Source organism: Methylobacterium sp. J-001, assembly GCF_022829565.1.
Taxonomy (GTDB): domain Bacteria; phylum Pseudomonadota; class Alphaproteobacteria; order Rhizobiales; family Beijerinckiaceae; genus Methylobacterium.
Genome location: NZ_JAKSYN010000169.1, coordinates 79,019 through 91,891, shown reverse-complemented (window position 1 = coordinate 91,891; position 12,873 = coordinate 79,019). Strand labels below are relative to the sequence as shown.

The window sequence follows — 12,873 nt, the reverse complement described above, 5'->3', positions numbered from 1 at the left end:
CAACGAGGGCGGTAGAAAGCACGGGAAGCACCGCGTCGCGCCCTCGCCCGTCTGCGGCGGAGGGTGGCTCCCGAAGGGGGGAGGGAGAGGGGAGCGACAATGCAGGGTTGAGCTTCGCCCGTCATGCCGGTCGCGCCCTGTCCTGAAGCCGGGTTCCCCTCTCCCGATCCGGCCTGACGGCCGGCCCACCCTCCCCCACAGAGGGGGGAGGGAGACGCGCTTGGGGTCAGCCTTTGGCCCTTATCCGGCAGCGATGTGTGAGAACGTCGTAGGCCACGCGGATGAGGGGACCCACGCCCTGTCCGAGCGCTCTGGCCTGTCGGTGGACGCGCCTGCCTCCGCTTCATCGTCGGCCGTAGGGGACCCGATCCGATAGATTAACGGCCTCCCAGAATGAAAGCGGGGGTGGGAGAACCCGGCCGAGCACTTTGATCAAGCTATTGGCCTCGGCACCGCTCTACCGCTGCTCGCTGCGCTCGTTGGCCAGCCGTTCGGCGCGGGTACGCTCGTCGCCGGAAAGCCCCGACAGCGTCTGGTCGAGCCAGGCGTCGGACAGGCCCTGTGCGGCGGCGGCGAGGTTCCAGGCCGCGGCCTCGATCGGGTTCTTCGCCACGCCCCGGCCGACCGCGTAGAGCCGCGCGACCCGGTTCTGCGCGATGGCGTTGCCGCGCGAGGCGGCGTGCAGGAAATAGCGTGCCGCCGATCGCTCGTCCTTGGTCACGCCGTTGCCGTTGAACAGCAGGATCGCGTACTCGACCTCGCTGGCGAGATCGCCGTTATCGGCGCCGCGCCGGAACCATTGGGCCGCCTGGCTGGCATCCTTGGGGACGCCGCGGCCCTGGAGATAGAGCACGCCCAGATCGTGCTGGGCGGGGCCGATCTCGGCATCCGCAGCCTTGCGGAACTGCGCGGCGGCCGCGGTCTCGTCGGCGGTGGCGCCGGTGCCGATCAGGATCAGGCCGAGATTGTAGGCCGCCGTGGCCGAGCCGTTGGCGGTGGCCTGCTCCAGCCAGCGCCGGCCGGCCTTCGGGTCCTTCGGCATGCCGCGGCCGTCCAGCGCCATCAGGCCGAGCGACGACATCGCGGCAGCGTCGTTCTGGGCGGCCGCGAGCCGATACCATTCCGCCGCCTTCACGGGGTTCTGCTTGACGCCGAGCCCCTGGTTGTAGAGCTCGCCCAGAAGCGTCATCGCCGGCGCGTCCTTCGGGTTCGCCTCGATGCGCTTCGTCGCTTCCCGGAAGGCGGTGACGTACTGGCCGCGCTGGTAGGCGCCGTAGGCGAGATCCGCCGGCTGGCCGCTGGCAGGCGGGACGGCGCCCCGGGAATAGTTCGGCGTATAGGGGCTGGGCAGCTCCGGCATCGTCCTTTTGTCGGACGGTGCCGCGGTCTTCCCCGGGTCGAGCGGCCCGGACGCGGCCAGTGCGGGCATCGGCAGCGCCGCAACCAGGAAAACCGCGAAACGCAGGGCGCGGAGGCTCACGCCGCCTGCCCCGCCAGCACGGCCTGCGCCCGGGCGACGGCGTTTGGCTCGGCCAGCCACAAGCCGCTCTCCAGGCCGACGAACTCGGCGCCGGTGGCCGCCAGCGGGCCGATCTCGTCCGCCGCCGCCGCGACCGCGACGCACGGCGTCTCGAAGATCTCGACCCACCATTCGGCGCGGGCCAGCACCGTCTCGGCCTCGGGGGCGACGCCGTCCGGATAGACACCGCCGACCATGAGGTAGTCGATGCCGGCCTCACCCGCCTCCATGGCGCCGTGCTTGGTCTCCAGCCCGCCCGCCCCGAGGATGCGGCCATCCCGGAGTCGGTCGCGCAGGTCCTTCAGGTCGCGCGGCTTGTCGACATGCACGCCGTCGGCGCCGCCCCGGGTCGCCACCGAAACAAGATCGCCGGTGAAGCCGGGGCAGGCCACCACCAGGGCCGCCCCAGTCTCCTGTGTGATCGGTGCGATCTGCTTGACCCGGGCGGTGAGCCCGCGCTCGTCGGTGGCGGCGAGGCGCAGGATCACCGCCGCGACATCGCCCGCTTTGCAGGCCGCGCTGAGCGCGGCCGCGAAGGCGTCCATGCCATCGGCATCCAGGTTGTGGGGCCCGAGAAGGGCGAGGCGTTGCTGACTGCTCATCGGACGGATCGGTCGGCGCGTTACTGCGGGCCGATCTTCGGATCCAGCGAGCCGCTGGCGTAGCGCTTGGCCATCTCGGAGACGGAGATCGGCCGGATCTTCGAGCCCTTGCCGGCGGTGCCGAACTCCTCGAAGCGCTGCTTGCACAGCTTGGTCATCGCCTCCATCGCGGGCTTGAGATACTTGCGCGGATCGAACTCGGACGGGTTCTCGGTGAGCACCTTCCGGATCTGACCGGTCATCGCCATGCGGTTGTCGGTGTCGATGTTGATCTTGCGCACGCCGTGCTTGATGCCGCGCTGGATCTCCTCGACCGGCACGCCCCAGGTCGGCTTCATTTGGCCGCCATACTGGTTGATGATGTCCTGCAGGTCCTGCGGGACGGAGGACGAGCCGTGCATGACGAGATGGGTCGTCGGCAGGCGGCGGTGGATCTCCTCGATCACGTTCATCGCAAGCACGTCGCCGTCGGGCTGGCGGGTGAACTTGTAGGCGCCATGGCTGGTGCCCATGGCGACCGCGAGCGCGTCGACCTTGGTGGCCTCGACGAACTTCACCGCCTCGTCCGGGTCGGTGAGCAGCTGGTCGTGGCTCAGCGTGCCCTCGGCACCGTGGCCGTCCTCGGCCTCGCCCTGGCCGCTCTCCAGCGAACCGAGCACGCCGAGCTCGCCTTCCACCGAGACGCCGGCCCAATGGGCCATCTTGGTGACGTTGCGGGTGATCTCGACGTTGTAATTGTAATCCGCCGGGGTCTTGCCGTCGGCCTTCAGCGAGCCGTCCATCATCACCGAGGTGAAGCCGTACTGGATCGCGGTGGCGCAGGTCGCTTCGTTGTTCCCGTGGTCGAGATGCATGCAGACCGGGATGTGCGGGTAAATCTCGACCAGGCCGTCGATCAGCTTGGCCAGCACCACGTCGTTGGCGTAGGCGCGGGCGCCACGGCTCGCCTGCAGGATCACCGGCGAGTCGGTGGCGTCGGCCGCCGCCATGATCGCCAGACCCTGTTCCATGTTGTTCAGGTTGAACGCCGGCACGCCGTACTCGTGCTCGGCCGCGTGGTCGAGGAGCTGCCTCAGGGTGATCCGTGCCATGGTGGTCTGTCTTCCCGCTTGCCGTCTGGTGGTCCGCCCGATCGCCGCCGGCGCCGGAAATCTAGTGTGCCTCGCCGTCCAGGCCGGCGATCAGGTTCTCGATGTCCTTGACGCAGGCATCGAATTCGCCGGCCGAGGCGCGCATCGTCGCGAGCAGGGCGAAGGCCTTGCTCTGATCCTGCGGGATCGTGGCTTCGAGACGATCGATACGCGCCAAGGTCTCGGTCCGCGATTGCACGATCTTCGCCTGAACGTCCCTCAGGATATCGATCGTCACCGTTTCCAGATTCTCGCTCATCGACTCGTCCCTGGCCGCTGGTGGCCAAGCTCTAGATAGGTGTGCGACGACGCCGGGCGAGAACCCGATGCCGCCGCCCGGTTGTCAGCCCCTGGCCCGCAGCGCCTCGACGCCCGGCAGGGCCTTGCCTTCGAGCCATTCGAGGAAGGCGCCGCCCGCGGTGGAGACGTAGGTGAAGTCTGCGGCCACGCCCGCATGGTTGAGGGCGGCCACGGTGTCACCGCCGCCGGCGACCGAGACGAGCTGGCCGGCCTTGGTGCGTTCGGCCGCGTGCTGGGCGGCCGCCACGGTCGCGGCATCGAAGGGCGCGAGCTCGAAGGCGCCGAGCGGGCCGTTCCAGACCAGGGTCTTGGCGTCGTCGATGGCGGCGTTGATCTCGGCGACCGAGCGCGGGCCGGCATCGAGGATCATGCTGCCCTCGGGCACGGAATCCACCGGCACGGTCTCGTGCGGGGCCTGGGCCTTGAACTCCGTGGCCGCCACCGCATCCACCGGCAGGATGATCCGGCAGCCGGCTTTGTCCGCCGCCGCCAGGATGCGGGTGGCGGTCTCGGCCAGATCCTTCTCGCACAGGGACTTGCCCACGCCCTTGCCCTGCGCATGCAGGAAGGTGTTGGCCATGCCGCCGCCGATCACCAGCATGTCGACCTTGGCGACGAGGTTCTCCAACAGATCGATCTTCGACGACACCTTGGCACCGCCGACGAGCGCGATGACCGGGCGCTGCGGCGCCTCCAGACCCTTGGTCAGGGCTTCGAGCTCCGCCTGCATCTCGCGGCCGGCATAGGCCGGGAGGCGGTGGGCCAGGCCCTCGGTGGAGGCGTGGGCACGGTGGGCCGCCGAGAACGCCTCGTTGACGTAGATGTCGCCGTTGGCCGCGAGCGCGTCGGCGAAGGCCGCCTCGTTCTTCTCCTCGCCCGCGTGGTAGCGCGTGTTCTCCAGGAGCAGGACGTCGCCGTCCTTCAGCGCCGCAATGGCCCGGGCCGCCTCGTCGCCGACGCAATCGGCGGCGAAGGCGACGGTGCGGCCGAGCGCCTGGCTCAGCGCCGGTACCACCGGCGCCAACGTATCCTTCGGCTCGCGCTTGCCCTTGGGGCGGCCGAAATGGGCCAGCAGGATCACCTTGGCGCCCGTGTCGGCGACCTCCCGGATGGTCGGGACGACGCGCGCGATGCGGGTTGCGTCGGTGACGCGACCGTTCTCCATCGGCACGTTGAGATCGACGCGCATCAGCACGCGCTTGCCGGTCAGGGAACCGGCGTCGTCGAGGGTGCGGAAGGCGCTCATGCGGTCCTGTTCGGGTCGGTGATTACTGAACGGTGGTGGTGGCCGGCGCCGGGATCAGGCGGTCGAGATTCAGCCGTTGCACCGCGACCAGCAGCACGACGGTGAGGATCGCCGTGATCACCGCGGTCAGCACCAGCGCCCCGGTGCCGGGCAGGCGCCGGGTGCGATCGGCGAGACCGCGCATCTCGGTGCGCAGGGCGGCGAGGTCGGATTGCCGGGCGGATTCGTTCATCCGGTTGGCGGCGTTCTCGACCTTGTCCTCGACCCGGGACAGCAGCGCCTCGGAGCGGGCATACTTGTCCTCGATCCGCGAACACTTGTCTTCGATGCGCGCGAGCTGATCGATGAGATGGCTGGCCGGCAGACCCTGCGCCGGCGTCGTGGCGACCGGAGTCGCGGTCGGCGGTGGCGGAACGGGTTTCGGCGCGGGCGTTACGACAGCGCCCTGTCCGCTCGACGTGCCCTGCGAAGCGTCGGTCATCCCGGGAGAATTCCTGGTTCGAGGTGAGGCCGTTCGGTCCTGGAAGACGCCCGCCGGCCTTGGGACGGTCGGCGGGCGGCGCGCTTCAGATGAGCTTGGCCATCGCCACGGCCGTATCGGCCATGCGGTTCGAGAAGCCCCACTCGTTGTCGTACCAGGTCAGGATGCGCACCAGCACGCCGTCCATCACCTTGGTCTGGTCGAGATGGAAGGTCGAGGAATGCGGGTCGTGGTTGAAGTCGATCGACACGTTCGGCTGGTCGGTGACGCCGAGCACGCCCTTGAGCGGGCCGGCGGCGGCGGCCTTGATCGCGTCGTTGATCTCCTGGACCGAGGTGGCGCGCTTGGCCGTGAACACCAGGTCCACCGCCGAGACGTTCGGGGTCGGCACGCGGATCGCCGTGCCGTCGAGCTTGCCCTTCAGCTCCGGCAGGACGAGGCCCACCGCCTTGGCGGCGCCGGTCGAGGTCGGGATCATCGAGAGCGCGGCGGCGCGGCCCCGGTAGAGATCCTTGTGCATCTGGTCCAGCGACGGCTGGTCGTTGGTGTAGGAGTGGATCGTGGTCATGAAGCCGCGCTCGATGCCCACCGCCGCGTCCAGCACCTGGGCGACCGGCGCCAGGCAGTTCGTGGTGCAGGAGGCGTTCGAGACGACGAGGTGCTCGCGCGTGAGCTTGTCGTGGTTGACGCCGTAGACCACGGTCAGGTCGGCGCCGTCGGCCGGGGCCGAGACCAGGACGCGCTTGGCGCCGGCATCGAGATGGGCCTTGGCCTTGTCCTTCGCGGTGAAGATACCGGTGCATTCCAGCGCGATGTCGACGCCGAGATCGCGGTGCGGCAGCTCGGCCGGGTTGCGCACGGCCGTGACCTTGATGCGCCGGCCGTTGACCACCAGGAACTCGCCGTCCACCGCGACCTCGCCGGGGAAGCGGCCGTGCACGGAGTCGAAGCGGAGCAGGTGGGCGTTGGTCTCCACCGGGCCGAGATCGTTGATCGCCACGACCTCGATATCGGTCCGGCCGGCTTCCGCGATCGCGCGCAGCACGTTGCGGCCGATGCGTCCGAACCCGTTGATGGCAACCTTCGTCACGGCGTCACTCCTTCCTGATGCGGCTCACCGCGCGCCGGACCCGCGGGGCGGTCTCGGCTGGCCCGCCTCCAAGCCGACCGGGCCGGGCGGATCTGGGCGGGCGGGTTTGAACCTGCGATGAACCGGGCCGGGAGAGGCCGGGCTCCGCCACCCTCACGCGTCGGCTCCGACGGCGGCGGCTGGGGCCTCGGGACTGTCACGGACCGGCCATCCGGCATGTCTGGCAGTATGTCTCTTGCGGTCTCTTTCGAGAGCGCGCGGCTGTCTAACATGGCGCCTCCACCTGTCAAACGCACGCCTGTGACAAACACGGGCGTATCCCACATCCAATAAACAGGCGCGGGTGACGGCGATTGCTGAGCCGCGCGGGTTACAGCCTTTGGCAATCACAATGCACGCGCCACGGGCCGTCAGCCTGTCCTTCGCGCGCGCGCTTGCGCCGACCCGCTCTCCAGGGCGGCGCCCGCTTTGGATGGCGGGCGCCGACATTTCGGACTGGCATTCCGGGCGCATCCGGCCGAAACTTGCACCCCCGAAGCATCGACGTCGCCCGATAGCCGGCCCCCCCGGTTCGGGACGATGCGTGCGGCGAGCGGAGCCCCATGGCCGACGACAGCACAGAGACGACGCGCCCGATCGACGACGCCTTCGCCCGGCTCGACGCCGCGCTGGCCCGCCTGGACGCGGTCGTGGCCCGCCGCCTGGAGGCCGACGCCGCGCCCGACGACCGGGATGCCGAGCTGGCGCTGATGGACGAGGACCGCGCCCGCTTGGCCGCCGCCCTCGACGCGGCGAGCGCCCATCTCGCCGATGTCGAGGCCACGACCGGCGTGGTGGGCCAGAGGCTCGACCGCGCGATCGAGACGGTGCAGGGCGTGCTCGGCCGCGCCTGACCCGAACGCCCCGCCGCACGGAGCTGCTGTTGCCCCAGATCAACGTGACCATCGACGGAAAGCTCTACCGCATGGCCTGCGGCGCCGGCGAGGAGGCCCACCTCACCGGGTTGGCCGAAAGTTTCGGGGCGCGCATCGGCGAGATGCGCCAGAGTTTCGGCGAGATCGGCGACATGCGCCTGCAGGTGATGGCCGCCCTCACCATCGCCGACGAGCTGGCCGAGCTGCGCACCCGCCACGCCGCCCTGGAGGCCGAGACGGCCGCGCTGCGCCAGACCGCCGAGGCCGCCGAGCGCAGCCGCGCGGAGGACGCCGCCCGGGCGGCCGATGGGATCGGGCGGGCGGCCGAGCGGATCGGGAAGCTGGCGGATGCGCTCGGTGGGAGCGGCGCGGGGAAGGGTGGGGTGGCGCGGGAGGTTTTGTGAGAGAGCAAGAGTAAAATCTTACCACGTTCGAGTGGTAAAGATTTTTACTTGGCAGGCAGCGGGATAGGGTTTTTCAACTCGGATTTTTCCAAGCATAGCAAAAGGATCAATGACACCCTTCTCGTCAAAGGTGATTGTAGAAACAGGTCTCGTCTTGGCTCGCGTCTGCCGATCCATATGACAGATTATGGATCGGCAGCCAAAAAATTATGAAACAGAGGCCTGAAGACCACTTGCGTCATCCAGCAAAGGCCTAATGAAGATCGTGACGAGGCGCCAGACGATTGTATCGCCATCGGCGAGCGTCTGCCCGTTTTCGGAAGGTTTTTGACTATACGGTATGACCTTCCTCTCGAGCGAGCCTTTCAGCAAACGATTTTTATCGACGAAGTTGCTGTCATAGACATAATACTGCCATGAGAAAATAAATCTATCATCCGGATTGTAGGAGACAAATCTTTTGCTATCTGGAGATAATGTTCCGCTGCTATCTTTGCCGACGTAAGTTCCGGCCGCATATTCCCGGCGTGGCTCTGCAATCTGTCGTGATTTTGCCGGTGTACGGTGTATAATTTTGATTTCGTTCAGGAATTCGCGGCGCCCGGCCCCCAGAGAGCCGGAAAAATCGAAGATGGGACGCGTTGTATTTGGATCAGCTAGATCCAGCCTGCGTGCTTCCATCATGACTTCCTTGATACTGCAGTTTGAGGGCATGTGTATATCTTCCCTCTGATAATACATGCCCGCCACATCTAAACTGACGTGAATGATGGACATTCTGGCTCTCCTCCGCAACGATTTCAATATAAGACGAAAACTTAAATAGGAAAAGCTTTTTTAACTATCTGATCGACCGCATATTCTTTCGATTGCTGTAAATAATTTACAGTTTTGGGCTTAAATGTTGAATTTTAACGGCGATTAAAAAATTTAGCATTGCTCACGAAGCAGATAAAGGCTTGTTATATAATATTAAATCAAAAACAAATATTTTACGGAGCAAATCCCAGTGAAACTTCATTACTTCGACTTGATGTTTGTCTCACGCTAAAGCCACGCCCCACGTGGTGGGTCTATTCAGTCCCTTGCAGCATCTGCGAATGGAGCCGCCGCTGACGTCGAATATTGCGTCAATTTATACGTTCACACACTGCGCGCAGTCCTGGGGAACCAATCGAGAGATGGTCGCACTTCCAGCTGGCAGGGCTGCGGCGTTCGGTGGGAGGCGTGACGGTACGTCGTAGCGCACCATCCTCCCTCAACCCACCGTCTCCGCAATATACCGCCCCAACGCCGCCGCGGCCCGCAGCATGTGCGCGCGCATCCGCCTTGCGGCCAATTCCCCGTCGCCCTCGGCAATCGCCGAAAGAATCTCGCCGTGCTCGTCCCGGGAGCGGCGGATCCGGTCGGCGTGGCGGAGCTGGGTCCGGCGGAAGGCGGCCAGGCGTTCGCGGATCGCCAGGGCCTGCTCGGCCATGAAGCCGTTATGGGTCGCCGCGTAGAGCGACTCGTGGAAGGCGCGGTTGAGCCGGTCGTAGGCGTCCACGTCCCCGGCCTCCACGGCGGCGGCGGAATCCTCGTGGAGGTCCATCAGCCGGCCGCGCTCCAGCGGCGTCATCCGGTAGGTCGCGAGCCGGGCGCACATCGCCTCGATCTCCGCGGTGGTCTCGAACATGTCGGCGATGCGCTCGGGCGTCAGCCGGGCCACCACCACGCCCCGCCGGGGCCGGACCTCGACGAGCCCCGAGGCCGCGAGCTGGCGCAGCGCCTCCCGCACCGGCGTGCGCGAGGCGCCGTAGCGCTGGGCGAGGTTCTGCTCGTCGAGGGCCGTGCCGGCCGGGAGCTCGCCCGAGGTGATCGCATCGGTGAGCGCGTTGCGGATCCGGTCCGAGAGCAGGCCGCTGTCGATCTTCTGGAATTCGCCGTGCATCGATTGGTCCCGCGCCTTCGCGGATGCTCAACCGACCAGCGCCCGCACCGTCAAGTAGAAGATCGAGGGACCGACCAGGCAGCCGATCCCGGTGTGGAAGGTCGCGGTGAGCGCCCCGTAGGGCACCAGCTTCGGGTCCGTGGCCGCGAGCCCCCCCGCGACCCCGCTCACCGTGCCCATAAGCCCGCCATAGGCCATGGCCGAGCGGGGGTTGTCGAGGCCAATCAGCTTTGCAACCAGAGGTGTGCCGACCATCACCATCACGGCCTTGGTCACCCCGGTGGCGATGGAGAGCGCCATGACGGTGGAATCCGCGCCGATCGCCGCCCCGGTCACCGGCCCGACGATGTAGGTGATCGCGCCGGCCCCGATGGTCGTGATCGAGACCGCGTCGTGATAGCCGAACGCCACCGCGGTGAGCGTGCCGACGAGGAACGGGATGATCGTGCCGAGCGCCAGCGCCAGCACCCCGATCAGCCCGGCCCGGCGGGCCTCGGTCACGTCGACCTCGAAGGCGGTGGCGACGATGGCGAAGTCGCGCAGCATCGCCCCGCCCATGAGGCCGATGCCGGCCAGGGCCGGAATGTCGGCGATGCCCTTCTTCCCGCCGGTGTAGAGCCCGCCGAGATAGGCGAGCCCCAGTCCCAGCACGATCGCGATGGCCGAGCCGTGAACGCGGCCCTTGGTGAAGCGTTTGGCCGCCAGGTTGGAGACGAGGATCAGCGCCCCGACCACCGCGAAGGCCGCCACCAGGCTCTGCTCGATGAAGACGTGCTCGATGCCGTGCCAGATCTGATGCCCGAGTTCCATGGCGCTCACCCCCGCTTCCCGGCCGGCACCGGATCGGCCTCGCCGCCGATCACCGACCCGCCATGCTCGACCTCCGGGCTGCCCGGGTCGCGCCGGCCGATCCGGCTCAGGAGCGCGACGGCGCCGAAGCACAGGACGAGCGAGCCGGTGGCCGCGATGATCACGATCGGCCCGCCGCTCACCGCCGCGACCACGTTCTGCTGGGCCGCCATGGCGACCACGATCGGGATGTACATGCCGGCCCAGAACTCGACGCCGAACTGCACACCCTTGGTCAGGCCGCCCCGGCGGGAGAGCCAGAGCCGGGCGACGATCAGCAGGATCATGGCGATACCGACACCGCCGACATTGGCCTTTACCCCCAGCGCGACACCGAGGAGATCGCCGAGATACACGCCGATCAGCGTGCACGCTGCCAGGAGGGCGACGCCCAGGACGATCATCGGCGCGGTTCTCCGGCATGACCGGTCTCGGAGCGACGGGGCGCCCGTCTCGACACGCTCGGCATGGGGCGTTTCCTTCCCGAATCGGTTATCTCTTGATTGCCGGCCAGTATGCAGGATATTGACAGTTCAACAATCCCGTATACGAAACTGTGATAATACCGGCTTTGAAAATGCAAGGTGGCGGGCATATTCTGCCTCTCACATACCGAGGGAGACGGCCGGATGACAGGGTGGCGCGCCGAGAGGCAGGCCCGTGATGCGCGCATCCAGGCGGGTCGCGCCCATGCCCACGGCAAGGTCGTCTCGGCCGGATCCGTCATCGACCTGCTGGAGGCGGTGCTCCGCCCCGGTGATCGTGTCTGCCTCGAGGGTGACAACCAGAAGCAGGCGGATTGTCTCGCCCGGGGGCTCGCCGCCTGCGACCCGGGCAAGATCCACGACCTGCATATGGTCCAATCCGGCATCGTGCTGCCGGAGCATCTCGACGTATTCGAGACCGGCATCGCCAAACGGCTCGACTATTCCTATTCCGGCCCGCAGGGCGCCCGCATCGCCAAGATGCTCTACGGCGGCCAGATCCAGCTCGGTGCGGTGCACACCTATCTCGAGCTGTTCGCCCGCTACTTCGTGGACCTGACGCCCCACGTGGCGCTGATCGCCGGCGTCTCGGCCGACCGGGACGGCAACCTCTATACCGGCCCCAATACTGAGGACACGCCCACCGTCGTTGAGGCCACCGCCTTCAAGAACGGCGTGGTCATCGCCCAGGTGAACCAGATCGTCGACACGGTCCCGCGGGTCGACATCCCGGGCGACCGGATCGACTTCGTGGTCGAGGCCGACACGCCGTTCTACGTCGAGCCTTTGTTCACCCGCGATCCGGCGGCGATGACCGAGACCCAGATCCTGATCGCCATGATGGCGATCAAGGGCATCTATGCCGAGTACGGCATCCGAAGGCTCAATCACGGGATCGGCTTCGGCACGGCGGCGATCGAGCTGCTGCTGCCGACCTACGGCGAGAAGCTCGGGCTCAAGGGCCAGATCTGCACCCATTGGGCGCTCAACCCGCACCCGACCCTGATCCCGGCGATCGAATCCGGCTGGGTGAAACAAATCCATTGCTTCGGCTCGGAAGTCGGCATGGACCGCTACATCCGGGCGCGCCCCGACATCTTTTTCACCGGGGCGGACGGCTCCCTGCGCTCGAACCGGGCCTTCTGCCAGACGGCCGGTCTCTATGCCTGCGACATGTTCATCGGCGCGACGCTCCAGATCGACCTGATGGGCCATTCCTCGACCATCACGCAGTCGCGGGTGGCGGGCTTCGGCGGCGCGCCCAACATGGGCTCGGACCCGCATGGCCGCCGCCACCCGTCCGATGCCTGGATGAAGGCGGGCCGCGAGGGCCAGATCGTCGGCGACCCCGCGCTGATGCGCGGCCGCAAGCTGGTGGTGCAACTGGTCGAAACCTTCGGGGAGAAGCTGGTGCCGACCTTCGTAGAGAAGCTCGATGCCCTGGAGCTGGCGAAGAAGATCGGGCTCGAACTGGCGCCGGTAATGATCTACGCCGACGACGTCACGCACATCGTCACCGAGGAGGGCATCGCCAACCTCCTGCTCTGCCGCGACGCCGACGAGCGCGAGCAGGCGATCCGCGGGGTGGCCGGCTACACCGATGTCGGCCGCGGTCGGGACCGCGCCAAGGTCGAGGAACTGCGCGCCCGCGGCGTGATCCGCCGGCCCGAGGATCTCGGCATCGAGCCCCTCGACGCCGACCGGGCGCTGCTCGCCGCCAAGTCGATCAAGGATCTGGTCCACTGGTCGGGGGGCCTCTACGAGCCGCCCGCGAAGTTCCGGAACTGGTAGAGCCGATCACGATATTTTCCCTCCCCCTTGCGGGGAGGGGTCAGGGGTGGGGGTGGTGCAGAACCAAGCGGCCCGGTGCCTCCTGAACCACCCGCACCTCCATCTCTGACCCGCACGGGGGAGGAGAGGCGT

The 12,873-nt window shown here is 67.3% G+C and carries 14 protein-coding genes; 3 read left to right on the top strand and 11 right to left on the bottom strand.

The features are described 5' to 3' along the window. Positions 1–457: 457 nt before the first annotated feature. The 7 genes from MKK65_RS21640 to gap form a co-directional block, all read right to left on the bottom strand. The gene (locus MKK65_RS21640) at positions 458–1,429 is read right to left on the bottom strand and encodes a tetratricopeptide repeat protein (protein WP_279596891.1); all 972 of its coding nucleotides are present in this window, start codon (positions 1,427–1,429) and stop codon (positions 458–460) included. A gap of 47 nt (positions 1,430–1,476) precedes the next feature. Continuing rightward, positions 1,477–2,121, bottom strand: coding sequence for a thiamine phosphate synthase (locus tag MKK65_RS21635; protein ID WP_243960165.1), 645 nt, complete (start codon positions 2,119–2,121; stop codon positions 1,477–1,479). A 20-nt stretch (positions 2,122–2,141) separates the two neighbouring features. Beyond that, on the bottom strand, positions 2,142–3,212 hold the full coding sequence (gene fba / locus MKK65_RS21630) for a class II fructose-bisphosphate aldolase (RefSeq protein WP_243960164.1): 1,071 nt from the start codon (positions 3,210–3,212) through the stop codon (positions 2,142–2,144). Between the two features lie 61 nt (positions 3,213–3,273). Continuing rightward, a complete protein-coding gene (locus MKK65_RS21625) occupies positions 3,274–3,510 on the bottom strand; it encodes a hypothetical protein (RefSeq protein ID WP_243960163.1) in 237 nt (78 codons plus the stop codon). A gap of 84 nt (positions 3,511–3,594) precedes the next feature. Next, entirely contained in the window at positions 3,595–4,797 is a 1,203-nt protein-coding gene (locus tag MKK65_RS21620) for a phosphoglycerate kinase (RefSeq protein ID WP_243960162.1), read from the bottom strand. 22 nt (positions 4,798–4,819) lie between these two features. Next, positions 4,820–5,278: a hypothetical protein gene (locus MKK65_RS21615; protein ID WP_058190252.1), complete on the bottom strand. Its 459-nt coding sequence runs from the start codon at positions 5,276–5,278 to the stop codon at positions 4,820–4,822. 85 nt (positions 5,279–5,363) lie between these two features. After that, positions 5,364–6,368 (bottom strand): type I glyceraldehyde-3-phosphate dehydrogenase, encoded by a 1,005-nt coding sequence (gene gap, locus MKK65_RS21610; protein ID WP_058190253.1) that lies wholly within the window; start codon positions 6,366–6,368, stop codon positions 5,364–5,366. Between the two features lie 602 nt (positions 6,369–6,970). On the opposite strand from gap, the gene MKK65_RS21605 reads away from it, so the two are divergent. After that, positions 6,971–7,261 (top strand): DUF4164 family protein, encoded by a 291-nt coding sequence (locus MKK65_RS21605; RefSeq protein WP_243960161.1) that lies wholly within the window; start codon positions 6,971–6,973, stop codon positions 7,259–7,261. A 29-nt stretch (positions 7,262–7,290) separates the two neighbouring features. Beyond that, positions 7,291–7,686 (top strand): cell division protein ZapA, encoded by a 396-nt coding sequence (locus tag MKK65_RS21600; RefSeq protein WP_243960160.1) that lies wholly within the window; start codon positions 7,291–7,293, stop codon positions 7,684–7,686. A 207-nt stretch (positions 7,687–7,893) separates the two neighbouring features. Here the strand turns inward: MKK65_RS21600 and MKK65_RS21595 are convergent, their stop codons facing one another. From MKK65_RS21595 to madL, 4 genes are all read right to left on the bottom strand, one after another. After that, positions 7,894–8,463 (bottom strand): hypothetical protein, encoded by a 570-nt coding sequence (locus MKK65_RS21595; RefSeq protein WP_243960159.1) that lies wholly within the window; start codon positions 8,461–8,463, stop codon positions 7,894–7,896. A gap of 481 nt (positions 8,464–8,944) precedes the next feature. Beyond that, positions 8,945–9,616 carry a GntR family transcriptional regulator gene (locus MKK65_RS21590; protein WP_243960158.1) on the bottom strand — a complete coding sequence of 224 codons (672 nt, stop codon included), beginning with the start codon at positions 9,614–9,616 and terminating at the stop codon, positions 8,945–8,947. A 27-nt stretch (positions 9,617–9,643) separates the two neighbouring features. Then, positions 9,644–10,408, bottom strand: a complete 765-nt coding sequence (gene madM, locus MKK65_RS21585) for a malonate transporter subunit MadM (RefSeq protein WP_243960170.1) — start codon at positions 10,406–10,408, stop codon at positions 9,644–9,646. A 23-nt stretch (positions 10,409–10,431) separates the two neighbouring features. Further along, entirely contained in the window at positions 10,432–10,869 is a 438-nt protein-coding gene (gene madL / locus MKK65_RS21580) for a malonate transporter subunit MadL (RefSeq protein WP_058190257.1), read from the bottom strand. 225 nt (positions 10,870–11,094) lie between these two features. Between madL and mdcA the strand changes: the two genes are divergently transcribed. Further along, a complete protein-coding gene (mdcA, locus tag MKK65_RS21575; protein ID WP_243960157.1) occupies positions 11,095–12,741 on the top strand; it encodes a malonate decarboxylase subunit alpha in 1,647 nt (548 codons plus the stop codon). Positions 12,742–12,873: the final 132 nt, after the last annotated feature.

What these genes read in the sequence shown, in the direction of transcription:
- MKK65_RS21640 (WP_279596891.1), bottom strand. Translation starts at nt 1,429, where the DNA reads ATGCCCGCACTGGCCGCGTCCGGGCCGCTCGACCCGGGGAAGACCGCG.
- MKK65_RS21635 (WP_243960165.1), bottom strand. Translation starts at nt 2,121, where the DNA reads ATGAGCAGTCAGCAACGCCTCGCCCTTCTCGGGCCCCACAACCTGGAT.
- fba (WP_243960164.1), bottom strand. Translation starts at nt 3,212, where the DNA reads ATGGCACGGATCACCCTGAGGCAGCTCCTCGACCACGCGGCCGAGCAC.
- MKK65_RS21625 (WP_243960163.1), bottom strand. Translation starts at nt 3,510, where the DNA reads ATGAGCGAGAATCTGGAAACGGTGACGATCGATATCCTGAGGGACGTT.
- MKK65_RS21620 (WP_243960162.1), bottom strand. Translation starts at nt 4,797, where the DNA reads ATGAGCGCCTTCCGCACCCTCGACGACGCCGGTTCCCTGACCGGCAAG.
- MKK65_RS21615 (WP_058190252.1), bottom strand. Translation starts at nt 5,278, where the DNA reads ATGACCGACGCTTCGCAGGGCACGTCGAGCGGACAGGGCGCTGTCGTA.
- MKK65_RS21605 (WP_243960161.1), top strand. Translation starts at nt 6,971, where the DNA reads ATGGCCGACGACAGCACAGAGACGACGCGCCCGATCGACGACGCCTTC.
- MKK65_RS21595 (WP_243960159.1), bottom strand. Translation starts at nt 8,463, where the DNA reads ATGTCCATCATTCACGTCAGTTTAGATGTGGCGGGCATGTATTATCAG.
- MKK65_RS21590 (WP_243960158.1), bottom strand. Translation starts at nt 9,616, where the DNA reads ATGCACGGCGAATTCCAGAAGATCGACAGCGGCCTGCTCTCGGACCGG.
- madL (WP_058190257.1), bottom strand. Translation starts at nt 10,869, where the DNA reads ATGATCGTCCTGGGCGTCGCCCTCCTGGCAGCGTGCACGCTGATCGGC.
- mdcA (WP_243960157.1), top strand. Translation starts at nt 11,095, where the DNA reads ATGACAGGGTGGCGCGCCGAGAGGCAGGCCCGTGATGCGCGCATCCAG.